The organism is Rubrimonas cliftonensis (assembly GCF_900107585.1).
In the GTDB taxonomy this organism is placed as follows: Bacteria; Pseudomonadota; Alphaproteobacteria; order Rhodobacterales; family Rhodobacteraceae; genus Rubrimonas; species Rubrimonas cliftonensis.
Map to the genome: position 1 here is coordinate 228,434 of NZ_FNQM01000004.1, position 17,010 is coordinate 245,443.

Annotated in this window: 14 protein-coding genes and 1 pseudogene; 11 read left to right on the forward strand and 4 right to left on the reverse strand. The window is 73.6% G+C overall.

Going from position 1 to position 17,010, the window contains the following annotated elements:
• Window positions 1-91 precede the first annotated feature (91 nt).
• Both BLW43_RS09365 and BLW43_RS09370 read left to right on the forward strand, forming a co-directional pair.
• A complete protein-coding gene (locus BLW43_RS09365) occupies window positions 92-1,651 on the forward strand; it encodes a sensor histidine kinase (protein WP_093252254.1) in 1,560 nt (519 codons plus the stop codon).
• On the forward strand, window positions 1,648-2,367 hold the full coding sequence (locus tag BLW43_RS09370; protein WP_093252257.1) for a response regulator transcription factor: 720 nt from the start codon (window positions 1,648-1,650) through the stop codon (window positions 2,365-2,367). The genes BLW43_RS09365 and BLW43_RS09370 overlap by 4 nt, the downstream gene beginning before the upstream one ends.
• Here the strand turns inward: BLW43_RS09370 and BLW43_RS09375 are convergent.
• The gene (locus BLW43_RS09375; RefSeq protein WP_093252259.1) at window positions 2,352-2,912 is read right to left on the reverse strand and encodes a hypothetical protein; all 561 of its coding nucleotides are present in this window, start codon (window positions 2,910-2,912) and stop codon (window positions 2,352-2,354) included. The two genes, BLW43_RS09370 and BLW43_RS09375, sit on opposite strands and share 16 nt — an antisense overlap.
• Window positions 2,913-3,682: 770 nt before the next feature.
• On the opposite strand from BLW43_RS09375, the gene BLW43_RS09380 reads away from it, so the two are divergent.
• Both BLW43_RS09380 and BLW43_RS09385 read left to right on the forward strand, forming a co-directional pair.
• Window positions 3,683-3,925, forward strand: coding sequence for an AbrB/MazE/SpoVT family DNA-binding domain-containing protein (locus BLW43_RS09380; RefSeq protein WP_093252262.1), 243 nt, complete (start codon window positions 3,683-3,685; stop codon window positions 3,923-3,925).
• A complete protein-coding gene (locus BLW43_RS09385; RefSeq protein ID WP_093252264.1) occupies window positions 3,922-4,320 on the forward strand; it encodes a type II toxin-antitoxin system VapC family toxin in 399 nt (132 codons plus the stop codon). The genes BLW43_RS09380 and BLW43_RS09385 overlap by 4 nt, the downstream gene beginning before the upstream one ends.
• A gap of 161 nt (window positions 4,321-4,481) precedes the next feature.
• Here the strand turns inward: BLW43_RS09385 and BLW43_RS09390 are convergent, their stop codons facing one another.
• The 3 genes from BLW43_RS09390 to BLW43_RS09400 are packed head-to-tail and all read right to left on the reverse strand — an operon-like array spanning window position 4,482 to window position 6,348.
• Entirely contained in the window at window positions 4,482-4,997 is a 516-nt protein-coding gene (locus BLW43_RS09390) for a cupin domain-containing protein (RefSeq protein WP_093252267.1), read from the reverse strand.
• A gap of 10 nt (window positions 4,998-5,007) precedes the next feature.
• Window positions 5,008-5,376 (reverse strand): cupin domain-containing protein, encoded by a 369-nt coding sequence (locus BLW43_RS09395; RefSeq protein WP_093252270.1) that lies wholly within the window; start codon window positions 5,374-5,376, stop codon window positions 5,008-5,010.
• Window positions 5,377-5,406: 30 nt separating this feature from the next.
• A complete protein-coding gene (locus BLW43_RS09400; RefSeq protein WP_093252279.1) occupies window positions 5,407-6,348 on the reverse strand; it encodes a VPLPA-CTERM sorting domain-containing protein in 942 nt (313 codons plus the stop codon).
• A gap of 152 nt (window positions 6,349-6,500) precedes the next feature.
• Between BLW43_RS09400 and BLW43_RS09405 the strand changes: the two genes are divergently transcribed.
• The 7 genes and pseudogenes from BLW43_RS09405 (at window position 6,501) to BLW43_RS09440 (ending at window position 17,007) form a co-directional block, all read left to right on the forward strand.
• A complete protein-coding gene (locus BLW43_RS09405) occupies window positions 6,501-10,079 on the forward strand; it encodes an AfsR/SARP family transcriptional regulator (RefSeq protein ID WP_175478827.1) in 3,579 nt (1,192 codons plus the stop codon).
• A gap of 390 nt (window positions 10,080-10,469) precedes the next feature.
• Window positions 10,470-11,160 (forward strand): annotated as a pseudogene (locus BLW43_RS24280) (glutamine amidotransferase).
• 136 nt (window positions 11,161-11,296) lie between these two features.
• Complete coding sequence (locus BLW43_RS09420) at window positions 11,297-12,340, forward strand: ABC transporter ATP-binding protein (protein ID WP_093252286.1); 1,044 nt, start codon at window positions 11,297-11,299, stop codon at window positions 12,338-12,340.
• A complete protein-coding gene (locus BLW43_RS09425) occupies window positions 12,337-13,401 on the forward strand; it encodes an ABC transporter ATP-binding protein (protein WP_245730985.1) in 1,065 nt (354 codons plus the stop codon). Before BLW43_RS09420 ends, BLW43_RS09425 begins: the two co-directional genes overlap by 4 nt.
• Window positions 13,402-13,430: 29 nt before the next feature.
• On the forward strand, window positions 13,431-14,945 hold the full coding sequence (locus BLW43_RS09430; RefSeq protein ID WP_245730986.1) for an ABC transporter substrate-binding protein: 1,515 nt from the start codon (window positions 13,431-13,433) through the stop codon (window positions 14,943-14,945).
• A gap of 176 nt (window positions 14,946-15,121) precedes the next feature.
• Complete coding sequence (locus BLW43_RS09435; protein ID WP_093252291.1) at window positions 15,122-16,069, forward strand: ABC transporter permease; 948 nt, start codon at window positions 15,122-15,124, stop codon at window positions 16,067-16,069.
• Window positions 16,066-17,007 carry an ABC transporter permease gene (locus BLW43_RS09440; RefSeq protein WP_245730987.1) on the forward strand — a complete coding sequence of 314 codons (942 nt, stop codon included), beginning with the start codon at window positions 16,066-16,068 and terminating at the stop codon, window positions 17,005-17,007. The genes BLW43_RS09435 and BLW43_RS09440 overlap by 4 nt, the downstream gene beginning before the upstream one ends.
• Window positions 17,008-17,010 lie beyond the last annotated feature (3 nt).

Here is a 17,010-nt window from a genome sequence, read left to right on the forward strand (position 1 = left end):
GAGTCGCCGGGCGTGGTCGCCTGAGCAGCTTGGATCGCGCTGACTTGAACATGGTGCGCTCAAGGGCGTGGGTGGGACCGTGAGACATTCGATGCGGTGGCCCCGCCTCTCCTTCGCCGGCGCCATCCGGCTCGCCTTCCTGACGCTCGCGATGGGCGCCGGCGCTCATGCGCTGCATACTTGGAAGGCGATCCGCTTCGCCGAGGAGCGGGTGGTGCTGGGGCGCCACGCGGCCGACATCGTTACGGAGTTCATCGAACTGCGCTCGGAGAAGCGCCTGCTCAGGCTCGTCGTGATCGACGCGCTCTCGGTCGGCGAGGTCGCGGCGCCCGCGCTGGAGCGGATCTTCACCGGCATGGCCGCGAGGCTGACGCGGATCGAGGCGCTGAGCGCGGCGATCGCGGCGACGTCGGGCGTCGATGCGCCGCGCGACGCGCAGATCGCGCGGCGGCAGGAGGCGGTCGACGACCTGCGCGCGTCGCTCGAGCGGCTGCGGCGGATCGCCGGGCGGCCGTCGCCGGACCTGTCGCCATCGGAGATGTTCGACGGCCCCGCGGAGCTCGATCTGGGCGACAAGCTGGAGCGCCACATCTCCGACGAGTTGGCCGCCCTCGCCCTGAAGCGGGCCGCCGCCGACCGTGCGCTGGCGCGCCAGCAGCGCGTGACAACCGCCGTCATGCTCGCCTTCGTGCTGGCGAGCGGCCTGCTGGCGCTGCATTTCGCGCGCCGCCTGCGCCGGCCGGTTCTGGAGCTGACCGAGGGCATCGACGCGATGCGGGCGGGGCGGCTCGACCACCGTATCCCGACCGGCCGCGACGACGAGTTCGGCCGCCTCGCCGCCGGCGCCAACGCGCTGGCCGAAGGACTGCAACAGGCGCGCGGCGCCGAGGCGGCGCTGCGCGCCGGGCTCGAACGGGAGGTGGCGGCGCGAACCGCAGACCTGCGCCGGACGCTCGAGGAGCTGGAGCGCGCCGACGCTGACCGCCGCGTCCTGCTCGCCGACCTGAGCCATGAGTTGAGGACGCCGCTGACGGTGGTGCGCGGCGAGGCGGACGTGGCGCGGCGCGGGGCGGAATTGCCCGCCGCCACGTATCGCGCCGTGCTCGGCCGCATTGTCGAGGCGACAACCCAGATGGCGCGCGTCACCGACGACCTGCTCGGGATCGCCCGGCGCCATGACACCGCGCTTTCGGTCACCGCTCGGCCCACCGACCCCGCCGCAGCCGTGCATGGCGCATTGCGGCTGCTCGGCGGCAGGGCCGACAGGGTGGTCTGCCGCCTGCCCGCGGAACCCGCTCGCTGCTGCGTCGACGCGCTGCGCCTTCAGCAGGTGATCCAGGCGCTGCTCGACAACGCCCTCAGCTATTCCGACGGCCCTGTCTCGATCGCCTGCGACCACGAGGACGGCGACTGGATCCTGACCATCCTCGACGACGGCGCCGGGATGACCGATGACGAGCGCGCCGAGGCGCGCCGCCGCGGCTATCGCAGCCCGGCCGCGCGCCTCCGCCGCCCGGAAGGGCTGGGGCTCGGGCTTGCGATCGCCAGCGAACTCCTCGACCGAATGGACGGGGCGCTCGCCCTGCGCGCCGGACCGGGCGGCAGGGGCACGGCCGTCGAGATCCGTCTGTCGCTCATGGAGGACGCATGACGCGCGTGCTGCTTATCGAGGACGATCCGCGCATCGCCGCGTTCCTGATGCAGGGCCTTGCTGTCGAAGGCCATGCCGTGCGGCATGCGGCGACCGGGGCGGAGGGGCTCGAACTCGCGCGGCAGGCGCAGGCGGAAGGCGCGAGCGGCGTGGTGATCCTCGACGTGATGCTGCCCGATCTGCACGGGCTGGACCTGTGCCGGACCCTGCGCCGTCAGGGCGTGACGCTGCCGATCCTGATGCTCAGCGCGCTCGGCGACAGCCATGATCGCATCTCGGGTCTGCGGATGGGCGCCGACGACTATCTGGCCAAGCCCTTCGACTTCGACGAGTTGCTCGCGCGCATCGAGGCGCTGAGCCGGCGCAGCGCCGCCAACTACCAGGCGCGCGACGCCGTGATCCGGCTGGGCGCGCTCGCCTTCGACACCGAGCGGATGATCGTGACGCGCGACGGGCGGGAGATCGCGCTGACCGCACAGGAGCTTGCGATGCTGCATTGCTTCGTCTCGGCGCCGGGGCGCCTCTTCACCCGAGAGCGCCTGCTGGCCGAAGTGTGGCGGACCGATCGCGACCCGCTGACCAACATCGTGGACGTCTATGTCGGAAGGCTGCGCAGGAAGCTGGGAAAGGGCCCGGACCTGCCGGAGATCCGGACCCTGCGCGGCATGGGCTATCGCCTCACGGCGCCCGGCGGGCCGGATTACTCCGGCGCATAGGGCAGCGAGGAGTGGTGCAGGATCATCTGCAGCGACCCCGCCTCGTCCTTCAGGAAGCCCCAGGTCTTGTCCACCGAGACCACGCTGCCGTCCTCGTTCGTGAAGTGCACCTTGCCGATGGTCTGGGCCGTGTCGCCGGCGATGAAGATGGCGGCGTTCTCGATCTCGACCTTGACCCAGCCCTTGCGCGCAAAGCCGCTGTCCTTGGGATAGTCGGGATCCTGCGCGACGAAGTAGGAGAGCGCGCCCTCCTTGCTGTCGCGGAAGGTCTGCGGCAGCTGGGTCAGCGTCGGCTTGAACAGGATCGGCCCGAACTCGAAGCCGTAGATGTCGTCGAGCAGCGTGTCGGCGAGCGCGCGCGCTTCCGCGTCGGTGGCGGCGGCGTCGATGGCGACGACCGCGTCGCCCCAGGCGATCTGGGCCGCCTCGACCTCGGCCTGGGTCACGCTGGATCCGGGCATCACGGTCGCCTCGACGGCCAGCGCGGGCAGCGAGAGGGCGAGAACAGGGGCGGCGAGGACGAGGCTGCGCAGGAAGGTCTGCATGGGTCACTCCAGCTCATGGGGTTGTCCGGGCGACAGCGCCCGCCCCTTCGACATGCCCCCCGCGTCTGAGCCCTGCGTGAGCGCCAGATGAACCTGCGATGAATGGCCCGCCGCGGTAGTGCCCCCGCTGGTTGTGCAGGAGGCGGCCGCGCGCGGAGCCATCGGCGTAGCGCATGCATGGCCGGCGCCGCCGCCCGCGACCGCGCCCGCGGGCGCCTGATCGACGCGGGCCTCGCGCGCGCAGTGAGCCGGCATCCGGGGCGCGTGCGCGCAGCGGCGAGCCCCGGATGACGCCCGACCCCGATCTGAAAGAGCCGTCGCGCCAGTTGACCCGACGAACGCGCCGCGAGGACCCGCCGCGCACAGCTTCCTCGGATGCGGGCGCTCGACCCCCACTGGCCGGCCTCTCCCATCCCACCCCGAGCGTGAAGACCTGCAGAGCCGCCGCGCACCGAGCGGCGCGCTTTGTCTGGTGGATAAGCGGGCTTCCGAATTGCAGCCAGCACCTCAGCCGGTCAGAGGCGCGAACTTGGCGCCGTCGCCCGGGCGGCGTGGAAGGAACTGACCCAGAGCGCCGCACGAGAGGACGCCTGGCTGCGAAGCTTCGCGACTTTCGATAACATCGTGACGGCGCCCCGCGGGCAGCCACGCGAACGGCGGCTGCCGGGAGGGTAAGGACATGGCCGAGATTGCAAGGCGAAGCTGCGCACCGCCTTGCGCTTCTGCGCATTGCTGGGCAGAGTTTCCCCGCGCGATCAGGAAGGGCCCCCATGTATGAGTCGACAGTAACGGCCAAGGGTCAGACGACGCTTCCCAAACACGTGCGCGATCTTCTTGGCCTCGAGGCGGGCGACCGCATCCGGTATCTCGTCACCGGCGACACCGTCCGCATCCTGCGCCCGCGCAAGGCGATGAGCCTCTGTGGCGCGCTGAAGCGCGAGGGGCCGGCGATCAGCCTCGAGGCGATGGACGCGGCCGTCCGCGCCCGGGCGTCCCGGATGGACGACCCGTGATCGGCGTCGACACCAGCATCCTGGTCCGGTTCCTCGTCCAGGACGACCCGAAGCAGTCCGACGCCGCGTGCTCGCTCTTCGCCCGCTGCAGCGTCCGCGAGCCCGCCTTTATCGGACGCGAGGCGCTGATCGAGACGGTTTGGGTTCTCGAAAGCGCCTATGGGTTCGCGCCGGCGCGGGTCGCCCCCGTCATTCTTGGGCTGCTCGAGGCTGAGGAGATTGTCGTCGAGGCGGCGGAAGACGCCGTGGTCGCCGTCGAGGCCTATGGCGCCGGCATGGCGGACTTCGCCGACCACATGATCGTCGCGGCCGCGCGGCGTTCGGGTTGCGCGACGCTCTACACTTTCGACCGCAAGGCGGCCCGCCACAACGACGCGACGCTTCTCGTTCGGTAGGCATGGCTTGACAGGCTGCGGAGACCCCCGGATCGGATCAGTCCACGCCCCATGAGCGTCGGCTGTTCCGCCTCGGCCCCAACCCCGACGAGCGGCGGCCTGCGGGAGTTCGTGATGCATGGTCAGCCTACGTCTTCGGCACAGGCGCGGACCATTTCCGCTCAGTCCTCCGCCTCGCCCTCCCAGTAGCCGACCTCGGCGCTGGCGGGCGCAAAGAAGCTGCGGCCGTGCGGGCCGCGCATGGGTCCGCCGCCGCCGGTGACGACGCCGATCTTGCCGCTGTCGGGATATTCGAACACGTCTGTCGCCGCGAGGCCGGAGAAGGCGAGGTAGCGCAGGTCCTCGTCGCCCGCGTTGACCAGCTGGAAGGGGATGCCCGTGCCGGGCGCGATCCGAACCATGTCGCCGGGGCGCAGGGTCTGCGCAGCGTCGCCGTAGCGCAGCGTCGCTTCGCCCGACAGGATCAGGAACAGCTCCTCGTTCACATGATGGAAATGGCGCGGCCAGGCGGCCTTGCCGGGCGGCGTGACGGTCAGCGTCACGCCGATCTGGCTGGTGCCGAGCGCGCGGCCCACCGCCGCCATGCGCGCCGCGATGCGGGCGCCGTGGCGGTTCTCGTCACTGAGGGCGGGGTCGTCGAGGATGGCGTCGATGTTGACGACAGGCGCGCGGTCCATGGCGTGTCTCCTATTCAATGCCCATTTTGCCTTTCACGTGGCCGAGCAGGGCGACCATCTCCTTGGCCGGGCTGAACTCGACATAAGCCGTATCCTCCGGGAAGCTGACGCTGTGGCCCGGCGGCCAGTAGTAGACCTCGCCGGCCTTCACCGTCTCGGTGGCGCCGTCGGTGTAGACCACCTCGATGCGCCCCTCGATCACGTAGCCCCAGTGCGGCACCTGGCAGTGGTCGTTCGGCAGGCCCTGCAGCACCGGGGCGAAGTCGACGCCCCTGGCCATGCGCAGATGGCCCGACATCATGCCGCCCCAGTCAGCGCCTTGCACCGTGACGCCTTCGACGCCGATCGCCGTCGGCAGGTTCTCGATGGTCTCGCGCATGTCCGTCTCCTTCGCGATGGGGGTTGCTTGTCAGATGCGCCGCGCGCGGCGCAGCAGGGTCAGCGCGGCGAGGCCCGCAAGCAGCAGCGGCGCGGCGGCGGGCAGCGGAATGGGCGCGATGTCGGGGGCGAATGCGGCGACGGTGTAGTCGCGCGTCTCGCTGAAGACGAAGGCCGGGATCGGGTCGCCCGCCGCGTCGAGCAGGATCAGCCCGTCAATCTCCAGCGAAGTCAGCGCGCTGAGCGTGGCTGGTCCGAGGCTGTCTCCGTCGCTGGAGGCCACCAGCGCGAACCCTAGCGAAAAGGCGCCGGCGAGGGCGTCCGGCGCATCTGCTCCCCGGTTGGGATTGCGGCGGATGACGTCCTGGCAGAGGGCGTCGCAGACCGCCGCCGTCGGGGTCGGCGTGAAGAGGCTGCGCGTCCCCGGCGTCACGCCGAACGCAACCCCCGCGCCGCCGCCGATGGGGCCGGTCAGATCGGTGACGAAGCCGTTGGGCCCGGCCGCCTCGCGCTGGCGCACCGCGACGCGCTCGGCCTCGTCGCGGAAGGATTCCACGCCGATCCGCAGGTTGCCGAAGGTGCTCTGTCCCGCCGGGCGCGGCAGGCCGGTGGCGGGGTCGATCTCCTCGATGTCGCCGGTCAACCGGCCGCTCAGCGCCACCGTGGCGGGTTGGCTCACCACGCCGGCGGCGGGGCCGGACTGGATGATGACGTAGAACAGCCGCTCGAAGATCGCGGCGTCGACGATGCCGGACGTGAACGGATCGAGATCCAGCAGCACGCCGAGGCTGGCGGCGTCCGCCCGCCCCTGTCCGCGCGCCGAGCCGTCCAGCGACACGAACGTCTCGTTCACCGCCGCCGGATCGGTGATGCGCGGCCCTAGCCTGCCGAACTGGGTCGAGGCGACCGTGGCGGCCTGCGCCGATGCGGCGAGCCCCGTGGCGAAACCGACGATGAGCACTGCGCGTCGCATGGGCGACCTCCCTGAGAATGACCCGCAGCGCCGGATTGCGCCGCGAGACTGACGCTCGCTCGCAGCCGTTGCGCCCTGCGTGGCCGTCCGCGTTGAAAAAGCGTTACCGAGCTGCGCTTGCCTCGACTCGGGCGGGCGCGGAGGCTGCCGCCATGGCTGAGGCGATTACTCTGGAGCTGGTTGGCGGTTTTTCCCTGCGCGGCGCCGGCGGCGCCGTGCTGCCGGCGCCGGGTCGCCGGGCCGGGGCGCTGCTGGCCTATCTGGCGCTTGAGCCGTCGCGCGCGCATTCGCGGGACAGTCTCGCGGCGCTGCTCTGGCCCGAGGCCGGGCCCGCCGAGGCGCGCGCGGCGCTGCGTCAGGCGCTGCACGCCCTGCGCCGCGCCCTCGGTCCGGCGGCGGGAGCGATAGAAGCCGACGGCGCGGCGCTGCGGCTGGCCCCGTCGGGCCTTCCCTGCGACGCCGCGGCGCTGGAGAACGCAACCGCTGACGCGGATGCGCTGCGCCGCCTGCGGGCGAGCTGGCGCGGCGAATTGCTCGCCGGCTCGGCTCCTGCCGGCGCGGCGCACGAGGCGTGGCTGGAGACGCGCCGCCGGACGTTCGCGGAGCGTCTCGCCCGCGCCTATCGTGGCCTGCTGGAGAGCGATCTTGAGGCCGCGCGGTGGGACGAGGCGCTGGCGACCGCGCGTCGGCTGGCCGCCGTCGACCCGCTTGACGAGACGGCGGCCCTCGGCGCCATGCGCGCGCTCGCCGGCGGCGGCGACAGGCCGGGCGCGCTGCGGGTTCACGACGCGCTGGCCGAACGGCTGAGGGCGGCGCTTGCGGCCGATCCCGGCCCCGAGCTGGCCGACCTTGCGCGGCGGCTTCGCCGGCCCCCGTCGCCGTCGATCGCGCGCGCCGCCCATGCCGCGCCCGATGCGGCCGACGCCGCGCCGGTCGTGCTGTTGTGCGTTCATGTCGCGGCCGAAGCCCGCGGCGCTGCCCGTCGCGCCGCGCTCGACGCGGTCGCCGCGGCGGCGCGGGCGGCGGGCGGTGTGGAGACCGCCCGCAGGCCCGACGCGCTCTACGCCGCCTTCGGCGGCGAGGGCCTGCGGGCGGCGCATCTCGTCGCCGCCGCCGCAGCTGCGGCCGACGCCGTTCAGGGTTCCGCGGAGCCGGCCCGCGCGGCGCTGACAGTGGCCACCCTGCGCGACGGCGGCGGCGAGCGACCGCCCTGGATCTGCGCCGCCGACACGGCGGAGGCGGACCGGCTCGCCGCGACGACGGCGCCGGGCGAAGTCCTCGCCCACCCTTCCCTGGCCCGTCTTGACGGCGCCGAGCGGCTGAGGCTCGCCGCAGTCGTCGATGGCGCCGGCATGCGCGCGCTGCGGCTCGGCGGCGTCGCGCTGGCGCCAGATGGCGGGGACATGGTCGGCCGCGTCGCCGAGCGCGCGCAGCTTGTCGCCGCCGCCCGCGCCGTGGCCGCGGAGGGCGGCGCGCGCGTCGTCGCGTTGCGCGGCGAGCCCGGCGCCGGCAAGAGCCGCCTGATCGCCGCGGCGCAGGCGACGTTACGCGCGGCGCACGGCTTCCGGACGGTCACGGTGACGCCGCCGACAGGGGCGCTGGCGGCCGAGGGCGCGCTGCTGCGGGCGCTGACGGCGGCGCTCGGCTGCGGCGAGTGTCGCGCCGACGCCGCCGACGCGCATGGCCGGGCCGCGTTGCGCCGAGACCACGCTGCGGCCGCCATCCGCGCCGCCAGCGGGCCGCTCTGCATTGCGCTTGAGGACTTCGAGCGCGCGGCGCCCGCCGACGCCGCCGAGCTCGCCGCGCTTGTGGTCGCGCTGGCCGATGCGCCGGCGCTGTGGCTGGCGGCGACGCGGCGCGGCGAGGGCGCGGCGGACCTGCTGCTCGATGGCGTGGCCGGACGCGCGCCCGTCGCGACGCTGGATCTGGCGCCGCTTTCCGACGCCGAGGCGCGCGCCATGGCGGCGCGCAGCGGCCTCGACCCTGCGCGTCAGGCGGCCTGCGTCGCGCGCGCGCGCGGCAACCCGCTGTTCCTGTCGCAACTGCTGCGCCACGCGGACGAGGGGCCGGATGCTCCGCCGCCGCCCAGCGTGCTGGGCGCCGTCGCCGCGCGGCTGGACAGGATCGGGGCGGCGGCCAGGGCGCTGCTGCGCGCGACGGCCGTGCTGGGCGACGCGACGACGGCGCAGGCGGCGCTCGCACTCTCGGCGACAGGGCCGGAGGCGTTGCGGGAGGCGACGGGGCGGGGCCTGCTGGTCGCCGACGGCGACAGGCTCGCGTTCGAGCATCCGCTGGTGCGCGAGGGCGTGCTGGCCGCGACACCCGGCGAGGCGCGCGAGAGGCTGCATGCGCGTGCGGCGCGGATCGCAGGCGCGGCGCGGCCGGCGGCGCGTGCGCGCCACCTGCTGGCCGCGCGCGACCCGCAGGCGGCGGACGCCCTGCGTGTCGCCGCCGCGGCCGAACGCGCGGCGGGACGGTACGCCGACGCCGTCGCGCTCGCGGAAGGCGGCAGGGCGCTGCGTCCGCCGCCGCGACTGGCCGCCGCTCTGGCGCTGGAGGCGGGGCGCGCGCTGCTGGCGCTGGGGGAGCCGGGCCGCGCCTTCGAGGCGTTGGGCGACGCCGTCGCGCTGGACGGCGGCGCGGCGGTGGAGGCGACCCTCGCCCGCGCCGCCGCGTGCCGCGCGCTCGACCGTCTGGACGACGGGCTCGCGATGGTGGACGCCGCTGAGGCCGCGTTGCGGCCCCACGACCACGCCCTGCGCGCCGAGGCAGCTCTGACGCGCAGCCGTCTCGCCTTCGCGCAGGGTCGACCCGACAGCGTCGAGGCCGCCGCCGCGGAGGCGCTGGAGGCTGCTCGCCTCGCCGCCGCGCCGGCGCTGCAGGCGGCTGCGTTCGGCGGGCTTGCCGACGCCGCCTACGCCGGCGCGCGTCTGCGCAGCGCGACTGCAAGGCTTGAGGAGAGTCTCGCGCTATGCGCCCGCCACCGGCTCGACCGCGAGGCGCTGGCGCAGCAGTCGCTGCGCGTCCATCTGCATATCTACCGCGGCCGCCTGCGCGGCGCGCTCGACGACGCGGCGGCGGGCGCGGCGCAGGCGCGCGCCATCGGCGCATGGCGGGCCGAGATCAACCTCCTGCTCGGCGTGGCGGCCGCGGCGTTCTCGCTGGAGCGGCTCGATCGCTGCGCCGATGCCGCCGAGGCCGCAGCGGCGCGCGCCGCAGCGACAGGCGCGCGCCGGTTCGACGTGGTCGCCGCGCTCTATCTGGCGCGCATTCGCCTCGTCTCCGGCGACACCGCAGCGGCCCGCGCGCTGATCGAGCGCGCGCGCGACGGAGCCGCCGCCACCAGCGCGGCGGTGTATGGCGCGCAGGTCGAGGCGCTGGCCGCCTGCGCCGCCGAGACGCCCGAGGCGGCGCAGGACGCGTTAGAGGGCGGGGCTCGACTGCTTGCTGCGGGCGCGATCTCGCACAACGCGCTGCGCTTCCATCCCAATGCGGGCCTCGTCGCCCTGCGCCATGGCGACGCCGAGCAGGCGGTCGGCGCCGCGCGCCGCCTCGAGGCCGTTACGGCGACCGAACCGATCGCCTGGAGCCGCCTGCATGCCTCGGCGCTGCGCGCGGCTGTGGCCGCCGACGCCGGCGCGTCAGCGCGCACCGCGCGTATTGCCGGGCGTTTGGGGTTCACCGTGCTTGCGCGCCTGTGCGGCGGGGCGCGGCCGCGCGTCATCGCCTGACGCCGGGGGACCACTCCTCGGCGGGGAGGCGTCGCAGCCGGCCGCTCTCTCAAAAGGCCCACCGCAGGCGTTGGCCGCTGCGAGCGGTCGTCATCGCGGAGACGGACGACCGCCAGTCGATCGCGGTGATCGAGGGGCGCGCTACGATCGGACTTCGCGTCTTCGAGGCTTGGTCAGGACCGCTCAAGGTAAACCGCGCCCAGATTATGAATAGGCGCTGGAGCGTGACCCCCTTCATTTTCCTAAGGTCAATGATCCATGGCGCCGTTCGTCTGTGATCCCGCCCCGAAAAAGTGGACGGGGTCAGGCCGCCATCCGCGCCATGCTGATCGATAATCCCCGCGCCGCGTTCGACGCGACCGCGCGCGGCCAGGCCACGGAGACGACGCCATGAAGCCCCGCATCCTGCTCGCCGGCGAAGGCTGGGTCAGCGCCGCCACCCGTTTCAAGGGGTTCGACCAGTTCGGCTCGGTGACGTTCCACCTCGGCGCCGAGCCGCTGGTGGCGGCGCTTAAGGCGCGGTGGGACGTGCGCTACATGCCCGCCCATGATTGCGCGACGGAGTTTCCCTGACGCTGGGGGGACTGCGCGACTACGACGCCGTGATCCTCTCTGACCTCGGCGCCAACTCGCTGCTGCCGCACCCCGACGTCTGGCTGCACGGCCGCGCGTCGCCAACCCGGTGAGGCTGCTTGGCGAATATGCGAGGGCCGGCGGCGGGCTGGCGATGATCGGCGGCTATCTCAGCCTCCAGGGCTTCGACGGCGTGGCGCGCTGGCGCAACACCGCGGTCGAGGCGGCGCCGCCGGTGACGTGCCTGCCGTTGGACGACCGCGTGGAGACGCCGGAGGGTTTTTCCGCCGTGATCGATGCGCCCGGCCATCCCATCCTCGCCGGGCTGACCGAGGCGCCCTGGCCCGTGCTGCTCGGGCTCAACGAGACGGCGCTCAAGCGGGCCGGGACGCTGCTCGCCTCCGCCCCCGCCGCGCAGGGCGGCCATCCGCTGCTGGCCGTGGGCGAGCACGGGGAGGGGCGGTCGCTGGCGTGGATGTCCGACCTCGGGCCGCACTGGGCGCCGTAGCCCTTCGTCGACTGGCTCGGCTACGGCCGTTTCTGGAACCAGGCGCTGGACTGGCTGGCCCGGCGCGCGGACTGATTGCGACGATCCGGCGCATCTCGCCTTTGCAATCGCGGCGCAAGCGCTTAACCATTGGGCCATGAATGATCCTGTGAGCACCGGCAAGCAATGGGGCGCCCAATCCGCAGGCGCCCTGTCGCGCGGCGCCGGCGGCCTGAGCGTCGAGGGCCTCACCGTCACCCTCGGCGCCGGCGGCCCGGCGGTGATCGACGCGGCTTCCTTCGCCGTGGGGCCGGGAGAGACGCTCTGCGTCGTCGGCGAATCGGGCTGCGGCAAGAGCCTCACGGCGCTTGCGCTGATGGGCCTGCTGCCCTCGCCGCCGATGCGCCGCGTCGCGGGCCGGGCGCTCTTTCAGGGGCGCGACCTGTTCCAGCTTCCGCCTGCGGAGATGCGCGCCCTGCGCGGCGACCTCATCGCGATGATCTTCCAGGAACCGATGACGGCGCTGAACCCCGCCTTCACCATCGGCGACCAGATCGCCGAGGCCGCGCGCCGCGGCGGCCTCGCGCCTGCCGCCGCGAACGCCCGTGCGCGCGAGATGCTGGGGCGCGTCGGCATCCCCGACCCCGCCGCGCGCATGGCCGCCTTTCCGCACCAGCTCTCGGGCGGCATGCGCCAGCGCGCCATGATCGCCATGGCGCTGGTCAACGACCCCGCGCTGGTGATCGCCGACGAGCCGACCACCGCGCTTGACGTCACCATCCAGGCCCAGGTGCTGGATCTGATGCGGGCGCTGCAGCGCGAGAGCGGCGCCGCGCTGATCCTCATCACCCATGACCTCGGCGTGGTGGCGGAGATGGCGAGCGATGTGGCGGTGATGTACGCCGGCCGCGTGGTCGAGGCGGGCCCCGCGGAGAGGGTGCTGCGCGACCCCCAGCATCCCTACACGCTGGGCCTGATGGCCTCCACGCCTGGGCTGGGGCCGGCGGGCGGACGCCTCGCCGCCATTCCCGGCCTCGTGCCGGCGGCGGAGGCGATGCCGCCCGGCTGCCGCTTCGCCCCGCGATGCCCGTTCGCCGAAGGCGCCTGCGCCGCCGCGCCGCCGCCGGATGTCGAGATCGACGGCCGCCGCGTCGCCTGCATCCGGGCGCCGCTGGAGACGCTGGCGGGACGCGCCGCGTGAGCGGGGTTCTGGAGGCGCGCGACCTGGTGAAGCGGTTCCCGGCGGGCCGCTCCCTGTTCGGCCCGCCGCGCCTCATGACCGCCGTGGACGGCGTGTCGCTGAGCGTGGAGGAGGGCGAGACGCTCGCCATCGTCGGCGAGTCCGGCTGCGGCAAGTCCACGCTGGCCCGCCTGCTCATCCGCCTGCTGGAGCCCGACGAGGGCCGGGTGCTGCTGAACGGCCGCGACGTGACCCACCTGCCCGAGAGCCGCCTGCGCCCGCTGCGCCGGGCCCTGCAGTTCATCTTCCAGGACCCGTTCTCCAGCCTCAACCCGCGCATGAGCGTCGGCGCGCTGGTCGAGGAGCCGATGCGCGCCCATGGTCTCGGGACCGCCGCGGAGCGCCGGGCGAGGGCGCTCGCGCTGCTGGCGCGCGTCGGCCTGCGCCCCGAGCACGCCGGGCGCTACCCGCACGAGTTCTCCGGGGGCCAGCGTCAGCGCGTCGGCATCGCGCGGGCGCTGGCGACGGGGCCGAGCGTGCTGATCGGCGACGAGCCGGTGTCGGCGCTCGACGTCTCGGTGCAGGCGCAGGTCATCAACCTGCTGCAGGATCTCAAGGCCGATTTCGGGCTGACGCTGATCGTCATCGCGCACGACCTCGGCGTGATCCGCCACATGAGCGACAGGGTGGCGGTGATGTATCTCGGCCAGATCGTCGAGCTGGCGCCGGCGCGAAGCTTCTTCGCCGGCCCGCTGCACCCCTATGCGCGGGCGCTGGTTGCCGCGACGCCCGGCGCCGGCGGCGGCGCGCCGCTGAAGGGCGAGCCGCCGAGCCCCGCCGACCCGCCGCCCGGCTGCCGCTTCCACCGCCGCTGCCCCCACGCCGAGCCGCGCTGCGCCGAGGGGCGACCGCCGCTGCTCGCCGTGGGCGAGGGCCGCTCGGTCGCCTGTTTCCGCTGGCGCGAGATCGGCGCCGGCCCCGCCGCGCCGGCGGCGCCGGCGCTGACCGAGGCCGCCGCGGCGCGCTTCGCGCTCTACCGCGACGCGCTGGACGCCAAGGGGCCGGCAAGCGCCCCGCAATGACGCCAATCCCGACAGAGGAGCCGACCACCGTGCCGAGAACCATTACCGCCATCGCCCTGCTGTTCGCCGCGTGCGCCGCAGGAACCGTCGCCGCCGCGCAGGAATTGCGCATCGGCCTGCAGGACGACGCCGACATCCTCGACCCCGACCAGTCGCGCACCTTCGTCGGCCGCATCGTCTATGCGGGACTGTGCGACAAGCTCGTGGACATCGACCCAGACCTCACCATCGTGCCGATGCTGGCGACGGGCTGGGAGTTCTCCGATGGCGGCACGACGCTGACCATGCAGCTCCGCGACGGCGTCACGTTCCATGACGGCACGCCCTTCGACGCCGCCGCCGTCGTCGCCAACATCGACCGCAGCAAGAACCTGCCCGAGAGCCGCCGCAAATCCGAGCTCGCCTCCATCGAGAGCGCCGAGGCGACCGGGCCGCTGGAGGTGACGATGAAGCTCGGCGCGCCGGACGCGACGCTGCTCTCCCAGTTCGCCGACCGCGCCGGCATGATGCTGTCGCCGACCGCGACCGAGGCGATGGGGCTCGACTTCGGCCTCGCCCCCGTCTGCTCCGGCCCGTTCAAGTTCGTCGAGCGCGTCCAGCAGGACCGCATCGTGCTGGAGAAGTTCCCCGAGTACTGGAACGCCGACGCGATCCACCTGGAGCGCGTCGTGTACCTGCCGATCCCCGACACGACCGTGCGCTTCGCCAACCTGCGCGCGGGCGACCTCGACATGCTGGAGCGGCTGGCGGCGACCGATCTCGCCGCCGCGAAGGCGGACCCTGACCTGACGGTGGAGAGCGCGGTGTCGCTCGGCTACCAGGGCGTCACGATGAACGTGGGCAACGGCCCGCGCGCCGACAACCCGCTCGGCCGCAGCGCGCTGGTGCGGCAGGCGCTCAGCCTCTCGATCGACCGCGGGGCGCTGAACCAGGTCGTGTTCGAGGGCGCCTTCGCGCCCGGCAACCAGCCTTTCCCGCCGGGCTCGGCCTGGTACGACGAGCGCTTCCCTGTGCCGACGCGCGACGTCGCGCAGGCGAAGGCGCTGCTGGCGGAGGCCGGCCATCCCGACGGCGTCGACATCGAGCTTCAGACCACCAACAACCCGGTCCAGCTCCAGGTGGCGCAGGTGCTTCAGGCGATGGCCGCCGAGACGGGCATCCGGCTCAACATCGTCTCCAAGGAGTTCGCGACCCAGCTCAAGGACCAGACCGCGGGCGATTTCGAGGCCAGCTCGATCGGCTGGTCCGGCCGCACCGACCCCGACGGCAACATCCACCAGTTCCAGACCTGCGGCGGCGGCATCAACGACAGCAGGATCTGCATTCCGGAGGTGGACGAGCTGCTGAACGCCGCCCGCGTCGGCGAGGATTTCGCCGCCCGCAAGGCCGCCTATGACGACGCCCGCGACATCCTCGTGAAGGAAGGCTCGATCATGTATCTCTACCACCCGACCTGGATCTGGGCGCTCGACGACGCCGTGACCGGCTTCGTCCCCTATCCCGACGGCATGATCCGCCTCGAAGGCGTGAGGAAGGCCGGCTGAGCCGCGCCGCTGCGCCGGGCCCGACCCGGCGCCGCCCACCGCGCCCGGGCGGAGCCCGCCCACCGCGCCCGGGCGGAGCCCGCCCCGGCTGAGGTCGCTGCGCCGAAGCGCCCGCGTCCCGGCGCCAACCGGTCCCCGTGCTTGCGGGGGCCGCTCACCCGTCCAGAGCCGAGCCGATGACACGCTTTATCCTGCGCCGCCTGCTGATCGCGATCCCCACCGTGATCCTGATCTCGGTGTTCGTGTTCCTGCTGCAGAAGCTGCTGCCGGGCGACCCGGTGCTGGCGCTCGCCGGCGAGGAGCGCGACCCCGAAACGCTCGCCTTCCTCCGCGAGAAGTACCGCCTCAACGACCCGCTGCCGATGCAGTATCTCTACTGGGCGCAGGCCGCGCTGCAGGGCGACCTCGGCATCTCGCTGCGCACCCGCCAGCCGGTGCTGGAGCTGATCGGCGAGAAGCTGCCGGTGACGCTCCAGCTCGCCGTGATGAGCCTGACCGTCGCAGTGGCCATCGGTGCGCCGATGGGCGTGCTGGCGGCGGTGAAGAAGGGCACCTTCTGGGACTGGATCGCCAACGCCGTGGCGCTCTCGGGCCTGTCGATCCCGAATTTCTGGCTGGGGATCATGCTGATCCTCTTGGTCTCGGTGAATCTCGGCTGGCTGCCGGCCTCGGGCTACAGACCGCTCTCCGAGGATTTCTGGCAGTCGATCCGCACCATGCTGATGCCGGCCTTCGTGCTGGGCACGGGGCTCGCCGCGGCGCTGATGCGCCATACCCGCTCCGCCATGCTCGGCGTGCTGCGGATGGACTACGTCCGCACGGCGCGGGCGAAGGGCCTGAGCGAGCGCCGCGTGATCCTGCGCCACGCGCTGCGCAACGCGCTCGGCCCGGTGGTGACGGTCTCGGCGCTGTTGTTTGGCGAGCTCCTGGCCGGCGCGGTGCTGACCGAGCAGATCTTCACCATTCCCGGCTTCGGCAAGGCGATCGTCGACGCCGTCTTCAACCGCGACTACGCGGTGGTGCAGGGGGTGGTGCTGGTGACGGCGCTGGCCTTCATCGCAATGAACCTGCTCGCCGACGTCGCGCAGGCGCTGCTCAACCCCCGTCTGAGGGACGCGCCGTGAGCGCCGCGCTGGAGCGGGAGACCACGCGCGCCGGCCCGTCCGGCGCCGCGTCGGCGCGCGGCGGGGCGTCTTCGGACGCCACGCCCGATGCGGCGGCGCGCCCCGCCCGCCGGCGCAGCCGCGTCTGGGCGAAGCTGCGCGCGAGCCCAACCGCGCTGGTGGGCGGCGTCCTTGTCGCGGCCTTCGCGCTGATCGCGCTCGCCGCGCCGCTGACCGGGCTCGACCCCGCCGCGACCGACTGGGGCGCGATCCGCAAGCCGCCTTCCGCCGCCCACCCGCTCGGCGCCGACGAGCTTGGCCGCGACGTGCTGGCGCGGATGGTCTGGGGCGCGCGCGCCTCGTTGCTGGCCGGCGTGGTGTCGGTGGCGATGGCGGTGGCGGTGGGGGCGCCGCTCGGCATGCTCGCCGGCTGGGCGCGGGGCTGGACCGACGCCGCCATATCCCGCGCCACCGAGGCGCTGCTGGCCTGCCCGTTCCTGATCCTCGCCATCGCCTTCGCCGCCTTCCTCGGGCCGTCGCTCACCAACGCGATGATCGCCATCGGGCTTTCGGCGGCGCCGGTGTTCATCCGCATCGCCCGCGCCGAGACCATGCGCGTCGCCGCGGAGGACTATGTCGAGAGCGCGCGCGCCGCCGGCGTCGGTCAGGCGGCCATCCTCTGGCGCACGGTCGCGCCGAACATCGCCCCGCCCTTGCTGGTGCAGGCGACGCTGACCGTCGCGACCGCGATCATCGCCGAGGCGAGCCTGTCGTTTCTCGGCCTCGGTCAGCAGCCGCCGGCGCCGTCCTGGGGCTCGATGCTCAACGTCGCCAAGGGATTTCTGGAGCAGGCGCCGTGGATGGCGCTGTGGCCGGGCGCGGCGATCTTCGCCGTCGTGCTGGGCTTCAACATGCTCGGCGACGGGCTGCGCGACGCGCTCGACCCGCGCCAGAACTGAGGG